This window comes from Neisseria sp. WLZKY-1 (assembly GCF_046546535.1).
GTDB lineage: Bacteria > Pseudomonadota > Gammaproteobacteria > Burkholderiales > Neisseriaceae > Neisseria.
Map to the genome: position 1 here is coordinate 15259 of NZ_JBKGTW010000026.1, position 12358 is coordinate 27616.

Here is a 12358-nt window from a genome sequence, read left to right on the forward strand (position 1 = left end):
TGGGGTATCGGTTTTTAGCACTGCAGAAATTCGGCTGCTATTTTCAGCTAGCCTTAATCCACCAAACTCCCGCTCGGATTCAAAATCGCCTTAAACGTGTTCCCCTCCAGCGACACCAAAAGCACCGCCTCGCCCTGCTTCAGCACGCCTTCGCCGTCGGGCTCGGCCATCACATAATGCGTTTGGCCGAAGCCGTCTTTCACGCGCACTTGGGCAGGGCTGCCGGTGCGGGCTTGGCCGATCACAATCACGCCGACGCGGCCGATTAGCGTGTCTTGCGACACGGCGGTGGTTTCGTCTTTGGGCAGGATTTTGTACAGGCCGCCGGCAGTGGCGCGCACCAGCGGCAGCGAAAGAAACCATACGGCGACGGCAGCCAGCGTGCCGTTCAAATACGCGCCGAACACGGCGGCAAAGGCCGTCTGAAACACATAGCCCGCCAGCCCGTACACGGCAAGAAACACCACCAAGAGCATCAGCACCGGCACTTTGCCGACATACAGCCAGCTTAAAAACCGCACCAGCACGCCGTCGGCCGCGTCCAGCCCCACTTCGGTGTGGGCGCTGTCGGCCAGGCTGTCGGGCAGCAGGTTGTCCAGCCACTCGCTCGCACCGCCCAAGAGCATGGACAGGATTTCGAGCGCACCGAGCAGCAGCATCAGAGCCAGGGCAATGCCGAAGATTTCGGTTTCGGGGGCGTTGATAAGGTTCCACATAGGCGGGGCTTTCGGTTGGGGGTTTCAGACGGCCTTTTGGGGTTGCGTAGGTTGGGTTGTAAACCCAACATTTCGTATGCTTTAAGGGATTTGTTGGGTCTCGACCCAACCTACTCGGTTTTGATTTTTCAGACGGCCTTTCGGTCATTTCAGGCCGTCTGAAAGCCGCTTCGTGTGTTGGTCGGATTCAAGAATCCGACCTACGTCTGCTCAATCGCCGCTCACATTCAACACCGGTGCAGCGTTTTCTTCGGAAAGCAGCACGGTCATCATATTGGTTACCAGCTTGGCTTTTTCGCTGTCGCTCATTTTCACGATATCGCGCTGCTCGAGCTGGCGGACGGTGCCTTCCACCATGCCGATGGCGCCGCGCACCAGCGCGTAGCGGGCGGCGATTACCGCTTCGGCCTGCTGTTTGCGCAACATGGCTTGGGCGATTTCGGGCGCGTAGGCCAGATGGGTGAAGCGGGCTTCGTCGATGCTGATGCCGGCGCGCTCGACGCGCTCCTGCACCATGTCGCGGAACTGCTCGAGAATATGCTCGGAATGGCGGGTCAGGCTTTCGGTATCTTCGGCGGCGTAGGGGTGGTGGGTGGCCAGCGCGCGCAGGGCGGACTCGCTCTGCACCTGCATAAAATCGTGGACGTTTTCCACATCGAGCACGGCGGCGGCGGGGTTGCTGATGTGGTAAACAATCGCGGCGGCGATTTCAATCGGCGTACCGGCGGCGTCGTTCACTTTCAGCGTCGGGGTAACGTAGTTGCCCGAGCGCAGGGAAACGCTTTGGGTTTGGTAAATCAGCGGAATAATCCAGAAAAACCCGCTCTCGGACAGAATGCCGGAATAGCGGCCGAAACAGGTGCTCACCAGCGCGGTGTTGGGCTGGACGATACGGAAGCCGCTTGCCGCCAGTACGACAAAGACCAGCAGCGGCGCGGCCAGCACGCCGACGGTGGAAAACAGCGCCATGGCAATCAGCACGGCGGCACCGGCCAGCATGGCGGCGGCCAGCCAGCCGTTGAGATAAAACATATTGTGTCTGCTGCTGGTTTGGTTCATGACGGGGTCTCCTTGATAAATGGCGGAACGGGGTTTCAGGCTGCTTTCAGGCTGCCTGAACGGGGCAGGTTTCAGTTTCAGACGGCCTTCGGGTCTTTCAGGCTACCTGAAAGCCGCTTCGGGTGTTTGTCGGATTCAAGAATCCGGCCTACAGAACTGACGCGAATCAGTGTTTTTCCAATTCTTCCCGGCACATGGCGGCGTTTTCTCGGCCGTTGTCGGTATTAAGCTGCTGCTGCGCCGCTGCCATCAGGCGGCAGCCTTTTTGCGGATCGGCGGGCACACCGCGCCCTTCGGCATAGGCCACGCCCAGATTGTTCTGCGCCTTGGCGTGCCCCTGCGCGGCGGCTTTTTCGTACCACGGCACCGCCAAATCCCAACGGTTTTGCCGCATATAGTGGCCGCCTGCCTGATACTGCGCTTCGGCGTCGCCCGCTTCGGCGCGGCGGACAAGGTCGGCAGGCGGTGGCTCGGGTTCGGACTTGGCAAACAATTTGCCAAACTCGGCAACCTTCTGCCAACCGCCGCCATCGGCCTGCTGCACCAGCCACACCAGCGCGGTGGCGGCGGCCAGCACAACCATCATCGCCAGCAGCGGCGCGGTCAGGGCATTGTCGTTGTTGCGTTTCATCGCGTCGTTTCTTTCTTCAGACGGCCTTCGGATTTGCGTAGATCAAATTCTCGAATCCGACATTTTCCCACAGGAAAAAATCCGCACTGCCGGTTTTAACTTTACTGAAGCCTGCGGCTTTCAGACGGCCTTTAGGTCTTTCAGGCTGCCCTAGCGCGCCAGCAGTTGGCGGATGCGCTGTTGCAGGCGTTCGCGCTGCTCGGGGCGGCCGTCGGGCAGAATCTGCGCCCAGTCGGCGTGTGCGGGGTCAATGCGCCCGCCGAAGCCGCCGAAGCCGTGCATTGTCAGACTGCGCTTTTTCCAATCCAGCGTAAAAACGGCAAGGGCGCGGCCGGTAGTCAGAACGCTGTTGATGCGCTTGAGCATCCACAGGGCGAACATTCCCATCGCCACCGACATCAGCAAAAACGGCAGCGCGTTGGCGGCTTTGAACGTGCCGTCGCTGTGGAAAAACAAATCGGGCAGCATCCGGTGCAGAAACAGAACCGACAGCGGCACGGTAAAACACGAAGCAAGCATGCCGAAACGCATGATGTTCACCGATTTTCGATCGGCATCGCTTAGGGAAACGGTTTTACGCCAAGTCAGCGGACGGCTGCCGTTTTGCGCGGCGGCCTGCAGTTCGGCAAGCGGGGTTTCGGGCTGGGGCATGGTTTTCTTTCCAATAATCGGAGCGGGGTTTCTTTTCAGGCAGCTTGGGGTCTTTCAGGCTGCCTGAAAGCTCTGTATTTCGTCATTCCCGCGCAGGCGGGAATGACGGCAGTTTTATTTTCAGACGGCCTTTGCCAAGCAGCCTGAAAGGCCGTCTGAAAGCCGCTTCGTGCACTTGTCGGATTCAAGAATCCGACCTACGGCACTCACTTTTCCGCCTTCAAAGCCGCCAGCCGTTCGGCGATGCGGTTGCTGCGGCTTAGGTCTTCCAGCTCTTTCAACTTGGCCAGCTGTGCCGCGTCGCTGCTGCTGTGTACGGCGTTTTGCCTGCCCATCACGCGGTCAAACGCGTTGCCGCTTTTTTCGGCGTTGCGGGCGATGCGCTCCAAGCCGCTGCCGCCTGTACCGCCGCCCGCTGCTGCGTTTTGCTGCGCGGCGCGCCAGTCTTGAAGCTGCTGCTGCATTTCGCGTTTTTTCGCCTGCAGCGCGGCGATAAAGCCTTCGAGTTCTTTTTCTTGCGCGGCGCAGTCGGCGATGGTGTTTTCGAGCACCGGCAATCGCGCTTCGATGTCCATCTGCTCGGCGATGCCGCTTTCGGCCAAATCGTCGCGCTCGGCGACCACGGCGGCGCGGATGTGTTCGGACAGCGCTTCGTGGCGGTTGCTCTCGTCGGCCATTTTCTTGGCGGCCAGATGCTTTTGCGCCAACACTTTGCCCAACTCGGCACGCACTTCGTCAACCGCACGCTCGATTTCGCGGATGCTCTCGTTCATTACCGCCTCGGGCGCAAGGTTTTCGGCAGCGTCAATCAGTGCGTGGAAGCCGCCGCTCACCAGGCGGCCGACACGGCGGGACAGGGTTTCGCTCATTTTGTTTCCTTTCGGGTCGATGTATCGGGTTTTCAGACGGCCTCGCCATCCGCGTCAGACGCGCGGCGCACAATCTCGGCCAGTTTCAAGGTGTTTTCAAGCTGTTGCAGCACGGTATCGTCGTAGGCCGCGCCTTTGCCGGTAACGGCAAGCTGCAAAATGCTGTCGGTCAGGCGCACAATGCGCCACATCAGCTCGCGCTCGTATTTCTGCAAATCGGGCTGCGCGGCCTCTTCGGGCAGGTCGGCAGCCAGCGTGGCGGCCAGATCGGGCAGCTGCTCAAACAGCCGCGCAACGATATGCGAATGCACGCCCGCCTGTTTTTCGGCGTTTAACACGTTGCGTCTGGCCGTCTGAAAAAACTGCTCCTGCGCCGTGAGCGCGGATTCGTAATCACGCGTCTGCGTGTGCGCGAGCCTGGCCTGCTTCAACAATTCACGGATTTTTTCCGACGGCGTATTCGCGCCTTCGATTTTCAACTCTGCAATAAAATCAGCGTCTTCCTGCGAAATACGCACACTCACGGGAATGCGGTTGCCTGTATTCATATTCAAACTGCTCTTTTCCGTATTCATTTGAATACGAATATACAAAATCCGTTTGCACAGCGCAAGCGGACGCTGTGTTTTTTTATGTAAAGACGTTTTGCTCCGCCTGCTCTGCTATCATCGCCGCATTTTCCAAGCCGAAAGCCAACCATGCCCCGCACCCCGAGCGTGCGGCTGCCGCTTTGGTGGCGGCTGCTGCAATTCGTACTGTTTTTTCCTTTATTGTGGACGCTTGCCTACGGCTTGGCCGAGCTGCCCGGCGAGCATTACGCGGCGGGCGACACGCCACACCAAAGTTTCCGTTTCGCCGCAACCGGCAGGTCGGGCATTGATGCCCGACATTTTGCAAACAGCCGCGCAGGGTGTGCCCGCAGGCACGCACGCGGTTGGCGGGTTAACAGCCACGGCCGCCCGAACCCGTTATCCGCGTGCGCGGCAAGCCGCACACCCTGCGCGGGGATGCGGAAACCTGTTTTTCAGACGGCCTCAAAGGCAGCCTGAAAACAAGTTCCCAAAAACCAATCCAGCAAGGAAACCCCCATGTCGCCCCATCTTTTCTCCGCCCTGATGTGTCTGACGGGTGCACTGTTTATTCTGGCCAATTTTTATATCCTGCTGGCTTTGCGGCGCGGCAAAGGCACTTCGTTCGCCCCATTCTTCGGCGCGCTTTTATGGTGTGCCGGCATAAGCGGCATCCAGAAGCAGCACGACATTTCCGATTATTGGTATGCCGCAGCCTTGCTGGACATCGGCATCTGGCTGCTGCCCGCAATGGTTTGGGCGCACTTGGACGACGCATGGCAGCATTCGTCTTTCCGATGCGTGGCGCAGTTTGTGCGCGATGAGGGCGGCACACATTACTGCCTGTCTTTCTACCGCAACGGCGATGCAGTGCTGCTTTACCAAGAATCTGACCGGCGCGGCAGCCGCCTGTGGCATTGGGAACGGACGGGCAGGCAATGGCATATCAGCAGCCTGGATTGCAAAATCACTGCCGAACAGCAAGGCAACCGCTTGGTTTTTGCCGACCATGCGGCGCAGCAAGACAATATGTTTCAACACATTATCGGGTTTGAATACATTATCGGGCAGACGTTTGTACAGAAATAGCTTTCAGGCTGCTTTTAGCTTCGCAGAATCCCGTAAACGCACTTTCAGACGGCCTCAAAGCAGCCTGAAAGCGTAGGGTGGGTCTTGACCCACCATAACCGATGCCAATCACAACACGACGGGTCGAGACCCGCCCTGCATTGCTTTAAAATCCGTCCCGCCTGTTTCAGGCTGCTCCCCACCCCAAAAAAGCAGTCTGAAAACCCCACCACACAAGGAACAATCAACATGGCAAAAGCCCCCAAAACCATCTACCGCTGCACCGAATGCGGCGGCACCGTGCCCAAATGGCAGGGCAAATGCCCGCATTGCGGCGAGTGGAACACCCTGCAAGAAGATATCGCCGCGCCCGAGCCGAAAAACGCGCGTTTCCAATCGTGGGCGGCAGACAGCGCGCAAGTGGTGGATTTGTCGCAAGTGAGCGCGGTGGAAGTGCCGCGCCAGCCCACGGGCATGGGCGAGCTTGACCGCGTGCTCGGCGGCGGCTTGGTGGACGGCGCGGTGATTTTGCTCGGCGGCGACCCCGGCATCGGCAAGTCCACCCTGCTGCTGCAAACCGTTGCCAAAATGGCGCAAAGCCGCAAGGTTTTGTATGTGTCGGGCGAGGAATCGGCGCAGCAAGTCGCCCTGCGCGCGCAGCGGTTGGGCGTGCAAAGCGAAGGCATCCATCTGCTGGCGGAAATCCGCTTGGAAGCCGTTCAGGCTGCCTTAAAGCAGCATCAGCCCAAGCTGGTGGTCATCGATTCCATCCAAACCATGTATTCCGACCAAATCACGTCCGCACCAGGTAGCGTGTCGCAGGTGCGCGAGTGCGCCGCGCAGTTCACCCGCATCGCCAAGCAAATGGGCATCGCCATGATTTTCGTGGGACACGTTACCAAAGACGGCGCGATTGCCGGCCCGCGCGTGCTGGAACACATGGTGGACACCGTACTCTATTTTGAGGGCGACCAGCATTCCAACTACCGCATGATCCGCGCGATTAAAAACCGCTTCGGCGCGGCAAACGAATTGGGCGTGTTCGCCATGACCGAGCAGGGCTTGAAAGGCGTGTCCAACCCGTCGGCGATTTTTCTGGCAAGCTGGCGCGACGACGTGGCAGGCTCGTGCGTGCTGGTTACGCAGGAAGGCAGCCGCCCGCTTTTGGTGGAAATCCAAGCCCTTGTGGACGACGCGCACGGCTTCACGCCCAAACGCCTCAGCGTCGGCTTGGAGCAAAACCGCCTTGCCATGCTGCTGGCGGTGCTCAACCGCCACGCGGGCATCGCCTGTTTTGACCAAGACGTGTTTCTCAACGCCGTCGGCGGCGTGAAAATCGGCGAACCGGCGGCCGACTTGGCCGTCATCCTTGCCATGCTTTCGAGCTTTCGCAACAAGCCGCTGCCGGAAAAAATGGTCGCTTTCGGCGAGATTGGTTTGAGCGGCGAAGTGCGCCCCGTCGCCCGCGGCCAAGAGCGGCTCAAAGAAGCGGAAAAACTCGGCTTCAAACGCGCCATCGTTCCCAAAGCCAATCTGCCGCGCAACGTCAAAGAGTTTCCGAATTTACAGATTTACGGCGTGGAGCGGCTGGACGAAGCGGTGCAGCTGTGTCGGGATTTGGCAGACGGATGAAACGGGCGCGAAAGGCCGTCTGAAAGCCTGCCAAACGCCTTGTCGGCACGGCGAAAAATGGCAATAATGCCGCCTTTTTCGATTCTCCACACAAGAAAGCACGAAAATGGCACTTATCGTACAAAAATACGGCGGCACCTCGGTCGGTTCGCCCGAACGTATCAAAAACGTTGCCAAACGTGTCGCCAAAGCCCGCGCCGAAGGTCATGACGTGGTCGTGGTGGTGTCCGCGATGAGCGGCGAAACCAACCGCTTGGTGGCACTGGCGCACGAAATGCAGGAATTCCCCGACCCGCGCGAGCTGGATGTCGTCCTCGCCACCGGCGAGCAGGTCACCATCGGCCTGCTGGCTATGGCCTTGAAAGACATCGGCGTGCCCGCCAAAAGCTACACCGGCTGGCAGGTGGCCGTACAGACCGACGACGCGCACACCAAGGCCCGCATCGACCATATCGACGGCGGCAAAATGCGCGCCGACCTGAAAGAAGGCCGCGTCGTTATCGTTGCCGGTTTCCAAGGTGTGACCGCAGGCGGCGACATTTCCACCCTCGGCCGCGGCGGCTCGGACACCTCCGCCGTCGCCCTGGCCGCCGCACTTGAAGCCGACGAGTGCCAGATTTACACCGACGTCGACGGCGTCTACACCACCGACCCGCGCGTCGTCCCCGAAGCCCGCCGCATGAGCACCATCTCCTTTGAAGAAATGCTCGAACTGGCCAGCCTCGGCTCGAAAGTTTTGCAAATCCGCTCGGTGGAATTCGCCGGCAAATACAAAGTGCGCCTGCGCGTATTGAGCAGCCTGGAAGACGGCGGCGAAGGCACCCTGATTACCTTTGAAGAGGACGAAAACATGGAACAAGCCGTTGTAAAAGGCATCGCATTCGACAAAAACCAAGCCCGCATCAACGTGCGCGGCGTCTCCGACAAACCCGGCATCGCCTACCAGATACTCGGCAGCGTCGCCGACGCCAACATCGAAGTGGACATGATCATCCAAAACGTCGGCGCACAAGGCACGACCGACTTCTCCTTCACCGTGCCGCGCGGCGACTACAAACAGACGCTCGACCTGATGAACGGCCTGAAAGACAGCCTCGGCGCGGCCGAAGTGAACGGCGACGACACCGTGTGCAAAGTCTCCATCGTCGGCGTCGGCATGCGCTCGCACTCCGGCGTGGCGGCGCAAATGTTCCGCGCCATGGCCGAAGAAGGCATCAACATCCAGATGATTTCCACCTCCGAAATCAAAGTTTCCGTGCTGATCGACGAGAAATACATGGAACTGGCTACCCGCGTGCTGCACAAAACCTTCGGATTGGAACAGGCCTAATCCCGCTGCAACGATGTCAAAAGGCCGTCTGAAAACCCCGAATCGGGTTTTCAGACGGCCTTTTTATATTTCAGACGGCCTCAATCCTTTCAGACGGCCTATCTCTTCAAAGCCAGCGTCAGCACGCCGCCCGCAATCAGGGTGATGCCCAGCCATTCCTGCGACGACGGCCGCTCTTTCAAAAACACCACGGCAAACAGGGCTACCAAAACAATGCTGAATTTGTCGACCGGTGCCACTTTCGACGCCTCGCCCATCTGCAAAGCCTTGAAATAGGCCAGCCACGACGCGCCCGTTGCCAAGCCCGACAACACGAGAAACGTCCAGTTTTTCGCTGTGAACGCGCCCACGCCCTGCCATTTGCCCGCGTAGCTGAGAAAGGCCGCCAGCGCGGCGATAATCACCAGCGTGCGGATAAAGGTGGCGAAGTCGGAATCGATACCCTGCAAGCCCGCTTTGGCGAAAATTGCCGTCAGCGCGGCGAAAAAGGCCGAAGCCAAAGCCCAGTAAAACCATGAATGTGCCATGTTGTTCTCCATAATATCGGCCAACGTTTTCAGACGGCCTTTGGCAATAAAGAGGCCGTCTGAAAAGCCCGTTTACAGCCCGTTGGCGTCCAACCAGCGTTCCAAATCCTTGGCGCTGATGCCGCCGTTGTCCTCGAAATCCAGCTTGTTCTGCTGCCTGCCGCCGGCGTATTTCGCCAGCACGGGCGTGCCCGACAAGCCGTATCGCTGCCTGAACGCCTGCCATTTTTCCTTGTCCTGATGCAGACGGTGGACGTTGACAAACCAGATTTTGCCGTCGAGCCTGCGCTGCGTGATGTAGCGTTTGAACAGCGGCTCGAAGGCGTTGCAGTCGCCGCAGCTCGGGCGGCCGATGTAGGCGTATACCGTGTCGCCCGCCGCCACCCGCCGCTCGAACTCGGCCGCGGTCAGGCTGCCCAAGTCGAAATAAATGTCGCTGTAAGTATCCTGATAACGCTTGGTGTTTTCCGCCGACAGGCGTACAGCCGTCTCCATCTGCGTCCACTCGGCCTCCGTTCTGCCGCCGGCATGGGCGGTCAGCGCGGCCGCTGCCAACACCAGCGCCGCCGTTTGTTTCATATTCATGCTGCTCTCCTTTTTCGGGTTGGGATGCTTTATTTTACGCCGCGTAAAGGCCGTCTGAAAGCAAAGTTAAAACCGTGTTTCAGACGGCCTTTTGTTCCACTTCCCGCGCCGCGGCGGGTATAATGCGCGCCATTTTTTGACACAGTTCAACCGAGGCCGTCTGAAACCTTTGCCGAGCATTGTGGCGCACACAAGATTGGGCAAAGGTTTTTCACGAAACCGCGTTTCGGGCGGCGCGATTCTGGAAACACACATGCTGAAAAAACTCTGGCGCAAGATGGCGGGCAAACCTGCCGCCGCAAGCGCCAAACAAACCATTTCCCATTCCGAACACGGCCTGAGCGCAGGCGACATCAGCCTGGCCGCCGAAAAAACCGTTTCCCGCCTGCAACAGGCAGGCTACGAAGCCTATATCGTCGGCGGCGCCGTGCGCGACCTGCTGATCGGCGCCGAACCGAAAGACTTCGACGTCGCCACCAACGCCACGCCCGAAGAAGTGCGCGCCCTCTTCCGCCGCAGCCGCATCATCGGCCGCCGCTTCCGCATCGTCCACGTCCAAATCGGCCCGGAAACCATCGAAGTCACCACCTTCCGTGGCAGCGGCGGCGCGGTACAGAACGAACACGGCCGCATCATGAAGGACAACACCTACGGCACGCTGGCCGAAGACGCCGGCCGGCGCGATTTCACCTGCAACGCCCTCTACTTCGACCCGATAAAACGCGAAATCCACGACTTCCACAACGGCGTGTCCGACGTCAAAGCCCGCCGCCTCGTGATGATAGGCGATCCGGCCGAACGCTATCAGGAAGACCCCGTGCGCGTGCTGCGTGCCGTGCGGCTGGCGGGCAAACTCGGTTTCACCGTCGAAGAGCGCACCGCCGCGCCGATTCCCAAATACGCAGGCCGTCTGAAAGAAGAACCCGTCGCCCGCCTGTTCGACGAAATCATGAAGCTGCTTTTCTCCGGCCACGCCCGCCGCTGCCTCGCCCAATTCCACACCCTCGGCATCGATACCGCCGTCCATCCGCTGCTCGACGCATTGCAGGAAGCCGCCCGCGACAACCGTCCCAACATGGTTGCCGCCTCGCTGAAAAACACCGACGAGCGCATCCGCGCCGACAAATCCGTTTCCGTCGGCTTCGTCCTCGCCGCCCTGATGTGGGACAGGCTCAACAGCCTCTGGCAAAAACGCATGGAATTGGGCGAAAAAGCCGCCCCCGCCCTCACCGGCGCCGTGTCCGACCTGCGCGAAACCATGGAAAAAGGCTGGGGCGTGCCGCAGAAATTCTCCGCCACCATGCGCGAAATCTGGATACTCCAACCCCAGTTCGACCACCGCCGCGGCGCCCGTCCGCACCGCCTGCTCGCCCAGCCGCGTTTCCGCGCCGCCTACGATTTCCTCGTTTTGCGCGCCAAACTTGGCTATGCGCCGCAGGAAACGGCCGACTGGTGGACAAGCTTCCAGCACGCAGACGAAGCAGAGCGCGCCGCCATGACTGCCGCCCCCACCCAAGAGGGCGAGCCGCGCAAAAAACGCCGCCGCCGTCCGCGCAAACGCAAAACGTCTTCCGGCACGGCCGAATCTTAAAGATCAGGCCGTCTGAAAGCGGATTTCGACGAAGTTAAAGCCCTTTTCAGACGGCCTCCGACCCTTTTACCCATACGACACAGGAAACCCCAATGGCAGCCTTCAACACCCAAAAAGTCCTCTCCGTCCACCACTGGACCGACGCCTATTTCACCTTTACCTGCACCCGCGACGAAAGCCTGCGTTTTGAAAACGGCCAGTTCGTCATGGTCGGCCTGATGGTCGACGGCAAACCGCTGATGCGCGCCTACAGCGTGGCCAGCGCCAACTGGGAAGAGCATCTCGAATTTTTCAGCATCAAAGTACAGGACGGCCCCCTCACCAGCCGCCTGCAACACCTCAAAGTCGGCGACGACGTACTCATCAGCAAAAAGCCCACCGGCACGCTGGTGGCGGGCGATCTCAATCCCGGCAAACACCTCTATCTTTTGTCCACCGGCACCGGCATCGCGCCGTTTTTGGCCGTCACCAAAGACCCCGACATTTACGAAATGTTTGAAAAAGTCATCTTGGTACACGGCGTGCGTTACCAAAAAGATTTGGCTTATTACGAGCGCTTCACCCAAGAATTGCCCAACCACGAATTTTTGGGCGAGATGGTGCGCGACAAACTGATTTACTACCCCATCGTCTCGCGCGAAGACTACAAACACCACGGCCGCCTCACCGACCTGATGCGCTCGGGCAAACTCTTTGCAGACATCGGCCTGCCCCCCATCAACAAAGAAGACGACCGCGCCATGCTCTGCGGCAGCCCCGCCATGCTCAAAGACACGCGCCAAGTGCTCAACGATTTCGGCCTTGTCGAATCGCCCAAAGTCGGCGTACGCGGCGACTTTTTGATCGAACGCGCATTCGTCGACCAGTAAACCGCCACACGTTTTTTCCGCATAAAAAGGCCGTCTGAAAACCGAAAAACAGGTTTTCAGACGGCCTTTGGTTTGTCTGCGGCAGTAGCACCTTAGAAAAATTATTGGGGCTGTCCTAGGGTCTGTTGACATTCAAGCCAGCCTTAAAACCGTAGCAACCAGATAAATGTTGGCAGCAAAAGATTCATCCGTCTTTTCACAACGCATCGCAATCTTTTTAAACTCCTTTATCCGGCAGAAAAAGTTTTCAATCAGATGCCG

At 59.2% G+C, this 12358-nt stretch carries 13 protein-coding genes and 1 pseudogene; 5 read left to right on the top strand and 9 right to left on the bottom strand.

Features of this window, described 5'->3' with window-relative positions:
* Positions 1-53: 53 nt before the first annotated feature.
* The 6 genes from ACLD9W_RS07855 to ACLD9W_RS07880 form a co-directional block, all read right to left on the bottom strand.
* Entirely contained in the window at positions 54-716 is a 663-nt protein-coding gene (locus tag ACLD9W_RS07855) for a YqiJ family protein (protein WP_410841507.1), read from the bottom strand.
* Positions 717-926: 210 nt separating this feature from the next.
* The gene (locus tag ACLD9W_RS07860) at positions 927-1775 is read right to left on the bottom strand and encodes an SPFH domain-containing protein (RefSeq protein WP_410841508.1); all 849 of its coding nucleotides are present in this window, start codon (positions 1773-1775) and stop codon (positions 927-929) included.
* Positions 1776-1941: 166 nt separating this feature from the next.
* Positions 1942-2406 (bottom strand): tetratricopeptide repeat protein, encoded by a 465-nt coding sequence (locus ACLD9W_RS07865; RefSeq protein ID WP_410841509.1) that lies wholly within the window; start codon positions 2404-2406, stop codon positions 1942-1944.
* 150 nt (positions 2407-2556) lie between these two features.
* Positions 2557-3057 carry a hypothetical protein gene (locus ACLD9W_RS07870; protein WP_410841510.1) on the bottom strand — a complete coding sequence of 167 codons (501 nt, stop codon included), beginning with the start codon at positions 3055-3057 and terminating at the stop codon, positions 2557-2559.
* A gap of 206 nt (positions 3058-3263) precedes the next feature.
* On the bottom strand, positions 3264-3926 hold the full coding sequence (locus ACLD9W_RS07875; protein WP_410841511.1) for a PspA/IM30 family protein: 663 nt from the start codon (positions 3924-3926) through the stop codon (positions 3264-3266).
* Between the two features lie 32 nt (positions 3927-3958).
* Positions 3959-4474, bottom strand: a complete 516-nt coding sequence (locus tag ACLD9W_RS07880; protein ID WP_410841512.1) for a hypothetical protein — start codon at positions 4472-4474, stop codon at positions 3959-3961.
* Positions 4475-5014: 540 nt separating this feature from the next.
* Here ACLD9W_RS07880 and ACLD9W_RS07885 point away from each other — a divergent pair.
* The 3 genes from ACLD9W_RS07885 to ACLD9W_RS07895 all read left to right on the top strand — a co-directional run bounded on the left by ACLD9W_RS07885 (position 5015) and on the right by ACLD9W_RS07895 (position 8525).
* Positions 5015-5584 (top strand): hypothetical protein, encoded by a 570-nt coding sequence (locus tag ACLD9W_RS07885; protein WP_410841513.1) that lies wholly within the window; start codon positions 5015-5017, stop codon positions 5582-5584.
* Between the two features lie 228 nt (positions 5585-5812).
* Positions 5813-7195 (top strand): DNA repair protein RadA, encoded by a 1383-nt coding sequence (radA, locus tag ACLD9W_RS07890; protein WP_410841514.1) that lies wholly within the window; start codon positions 5813-5815, stop codon positions 7193-7195.
* A 106-nt stretch (positions 7196-7301) separates the two neighbouring features.
* The gene (locus ACLD9W_RS07895; RefSeq protein WP_410841515.1) at positions 7302-8525 is read left to right on the top strand and encodes an aspartate kinase; all 1224 of its coding nucleotides are present in this window, start codon (positions 7302-7304) and stop codon (positions 8523-8525) included.
* Positions 8526-8623: 98 nt separating this feature from the next.
* Here the strand turns inward: ACLD9W_RS07895 and ACLD9W_RS07900 are convergent, their stop codons facing one another.
* Together ACLD9W_RS07900 and ACLD9W_RS07905 are read right to left on the bottom strand one after the other, a co-directional pair.
* On the bottom strand, positions 8624-9052 hold the full coding sequence (locus tag ACLD9W_RS07900) for an EamA family transporter (protein ID WP_410841516.1): 429 nt from the start codon (positions 9050-9052) through the stop codon (positions 8624-8626).
* 72 nt (positions 9053-9124) lie between these two features.
* A complete protein-coding gene (locus ACLD9W_RS07905; protein ID WP_410841517.1) occupies positions 9125-9637 on the bottom strand; it encodes a thioredoxin family protein in 513 nt (170 codons plus the stop codon).
* Between the two features lie 253 nt (positions 9638-9890).
* Between ACLD9W_RS07905 and pcnB the strand changes: the two genes are divergently transcribed.
* On the top strand, positions 9891-11228 hold the full coding sequence (gene pcnB, locus ACLD9W_RS07910; RefSeq protein WP_410841518.1) for a polynucleotide adenylyltransferase PcnB: 1338 nt from the start codon (positions 9891-9893) through the stop codon (positions 11226-11228).
* 92 nt (positions 11229-11320) lie between these two features.
* On the top strand, positions 11321-12097 hold the full coding sequence (locus ACLD9W_RS07915) for a ferredoxin--NADP reductase (RefSeq protein ID WP_410841519.1): 777 nt from the start codon (positions 11321-11323) through the stop codon (positions 12095-12097).
* A gap of 132 nt (positions 12098-12229) precedes the next feature.
* Here the strand turns inward: ACLD9W_RS07915 and ACLD9W_RS07920 are convergent.
* Positions 12230-12358 (bottom strand): annotated as a pseudogene (locus ACLD9W_RS07920) (IS5/IS1182 family transposase); the annotation flags it as partial.

Bases quoted from the DNA above. Each gene is read 5' to 3' on its own strand.
- ACLD9W_RS07860 (WP_410841508.1), bottom strand. From the start codon at position 1,775: ATGAACCAAACCAGCAGCAGACACAATATGTTTTATCTCAACGGCTGG.
- ACLD9W_RS07895 (WP_410841515.1), top strand. From the start codon at position 7,302: ATGGCACTTATCGTACAAAAATACGGCGGCACCTCGGTCGGTTCGCCC.
- ACLD9W_RS07905 (WP_410841517.1), bottom strand. From the start codon at position 9,637: ATGAATATGAAACAAACGGCGGCGCTGGTGTTGGCAGCGGCCGCGCTG.
- ACLD9W_RS07900 (WP_410841516.1), bottom strand. From the start codon at position 9,052: ATGGCACATTCATGGTTTTACTGGGCTTTGGCTTCGGCCTTTTTCGCC.
- ACLD9W_RS07880 (WP_410841512.1), bottom strand. From the start codon at position 4,474: ATGAATACAGGCAACCGCATTCCCGTGAGTGTGCGTATTTCGCAGGAA.
- ACLD9W_RS07915 (WP_410841519.1), top strand. From the start codon at position 11,321: ATGGCAGCCTTCAACACCCAAAAAGTCCTCTCCGTCCACCACTGGACC.
- ACLD9W_RS07875 (WP_410841511.1), bottom strand. From the start codon at position 3,926: ATGAGCGAAACCCTGTCCCGCCGTGTCGGCCGCCTGGTGAGCGGCGGC.
- ACLD9W_RS07865 (WP_410841509.1), bottom strand. From the start codon at position 2,406: ATGAAACGCAACAACGACAATGCCCTGACCGCGCCGCTGCTGGCGATG.
- ACLD9W_RS07855 (WP_410841507.1), bottom strand. From the start codon at position 716: ATGTGGAACCTTATCAACGCCCCCGAAACCGAAATCTTCGGCATTGCC.
- pcnB (WP_410841518.1), top strand. From the start codon at position 9,891: ATGCTGAAAAAACTCTGGCGCAAGATGGCGGGCAAACCTGCCGCCGCA.
- radA (WP_410841514.1), top strand. From the start codon at position 5,813: ATGGCAAAAGCCCCCAAAACCATCTACCGCTGCACCGAATGCGGCGGC.
- ACLD9W_RS07870 (WP_410841510.1), bottom strand. From the start codon at position 3,057: ATGCCCCAGCCCGAAACCCCGCTTGCCGAACTGCAGGCCGCCGCGCAA.
- ACLD9W_RS07885 (WP_410841513.1), top strand. From the start codon at position 5,015: ATGTCGCCCCATCTTTTCTCCGCCCTGATGTGTCTGACGGGTGCACTG.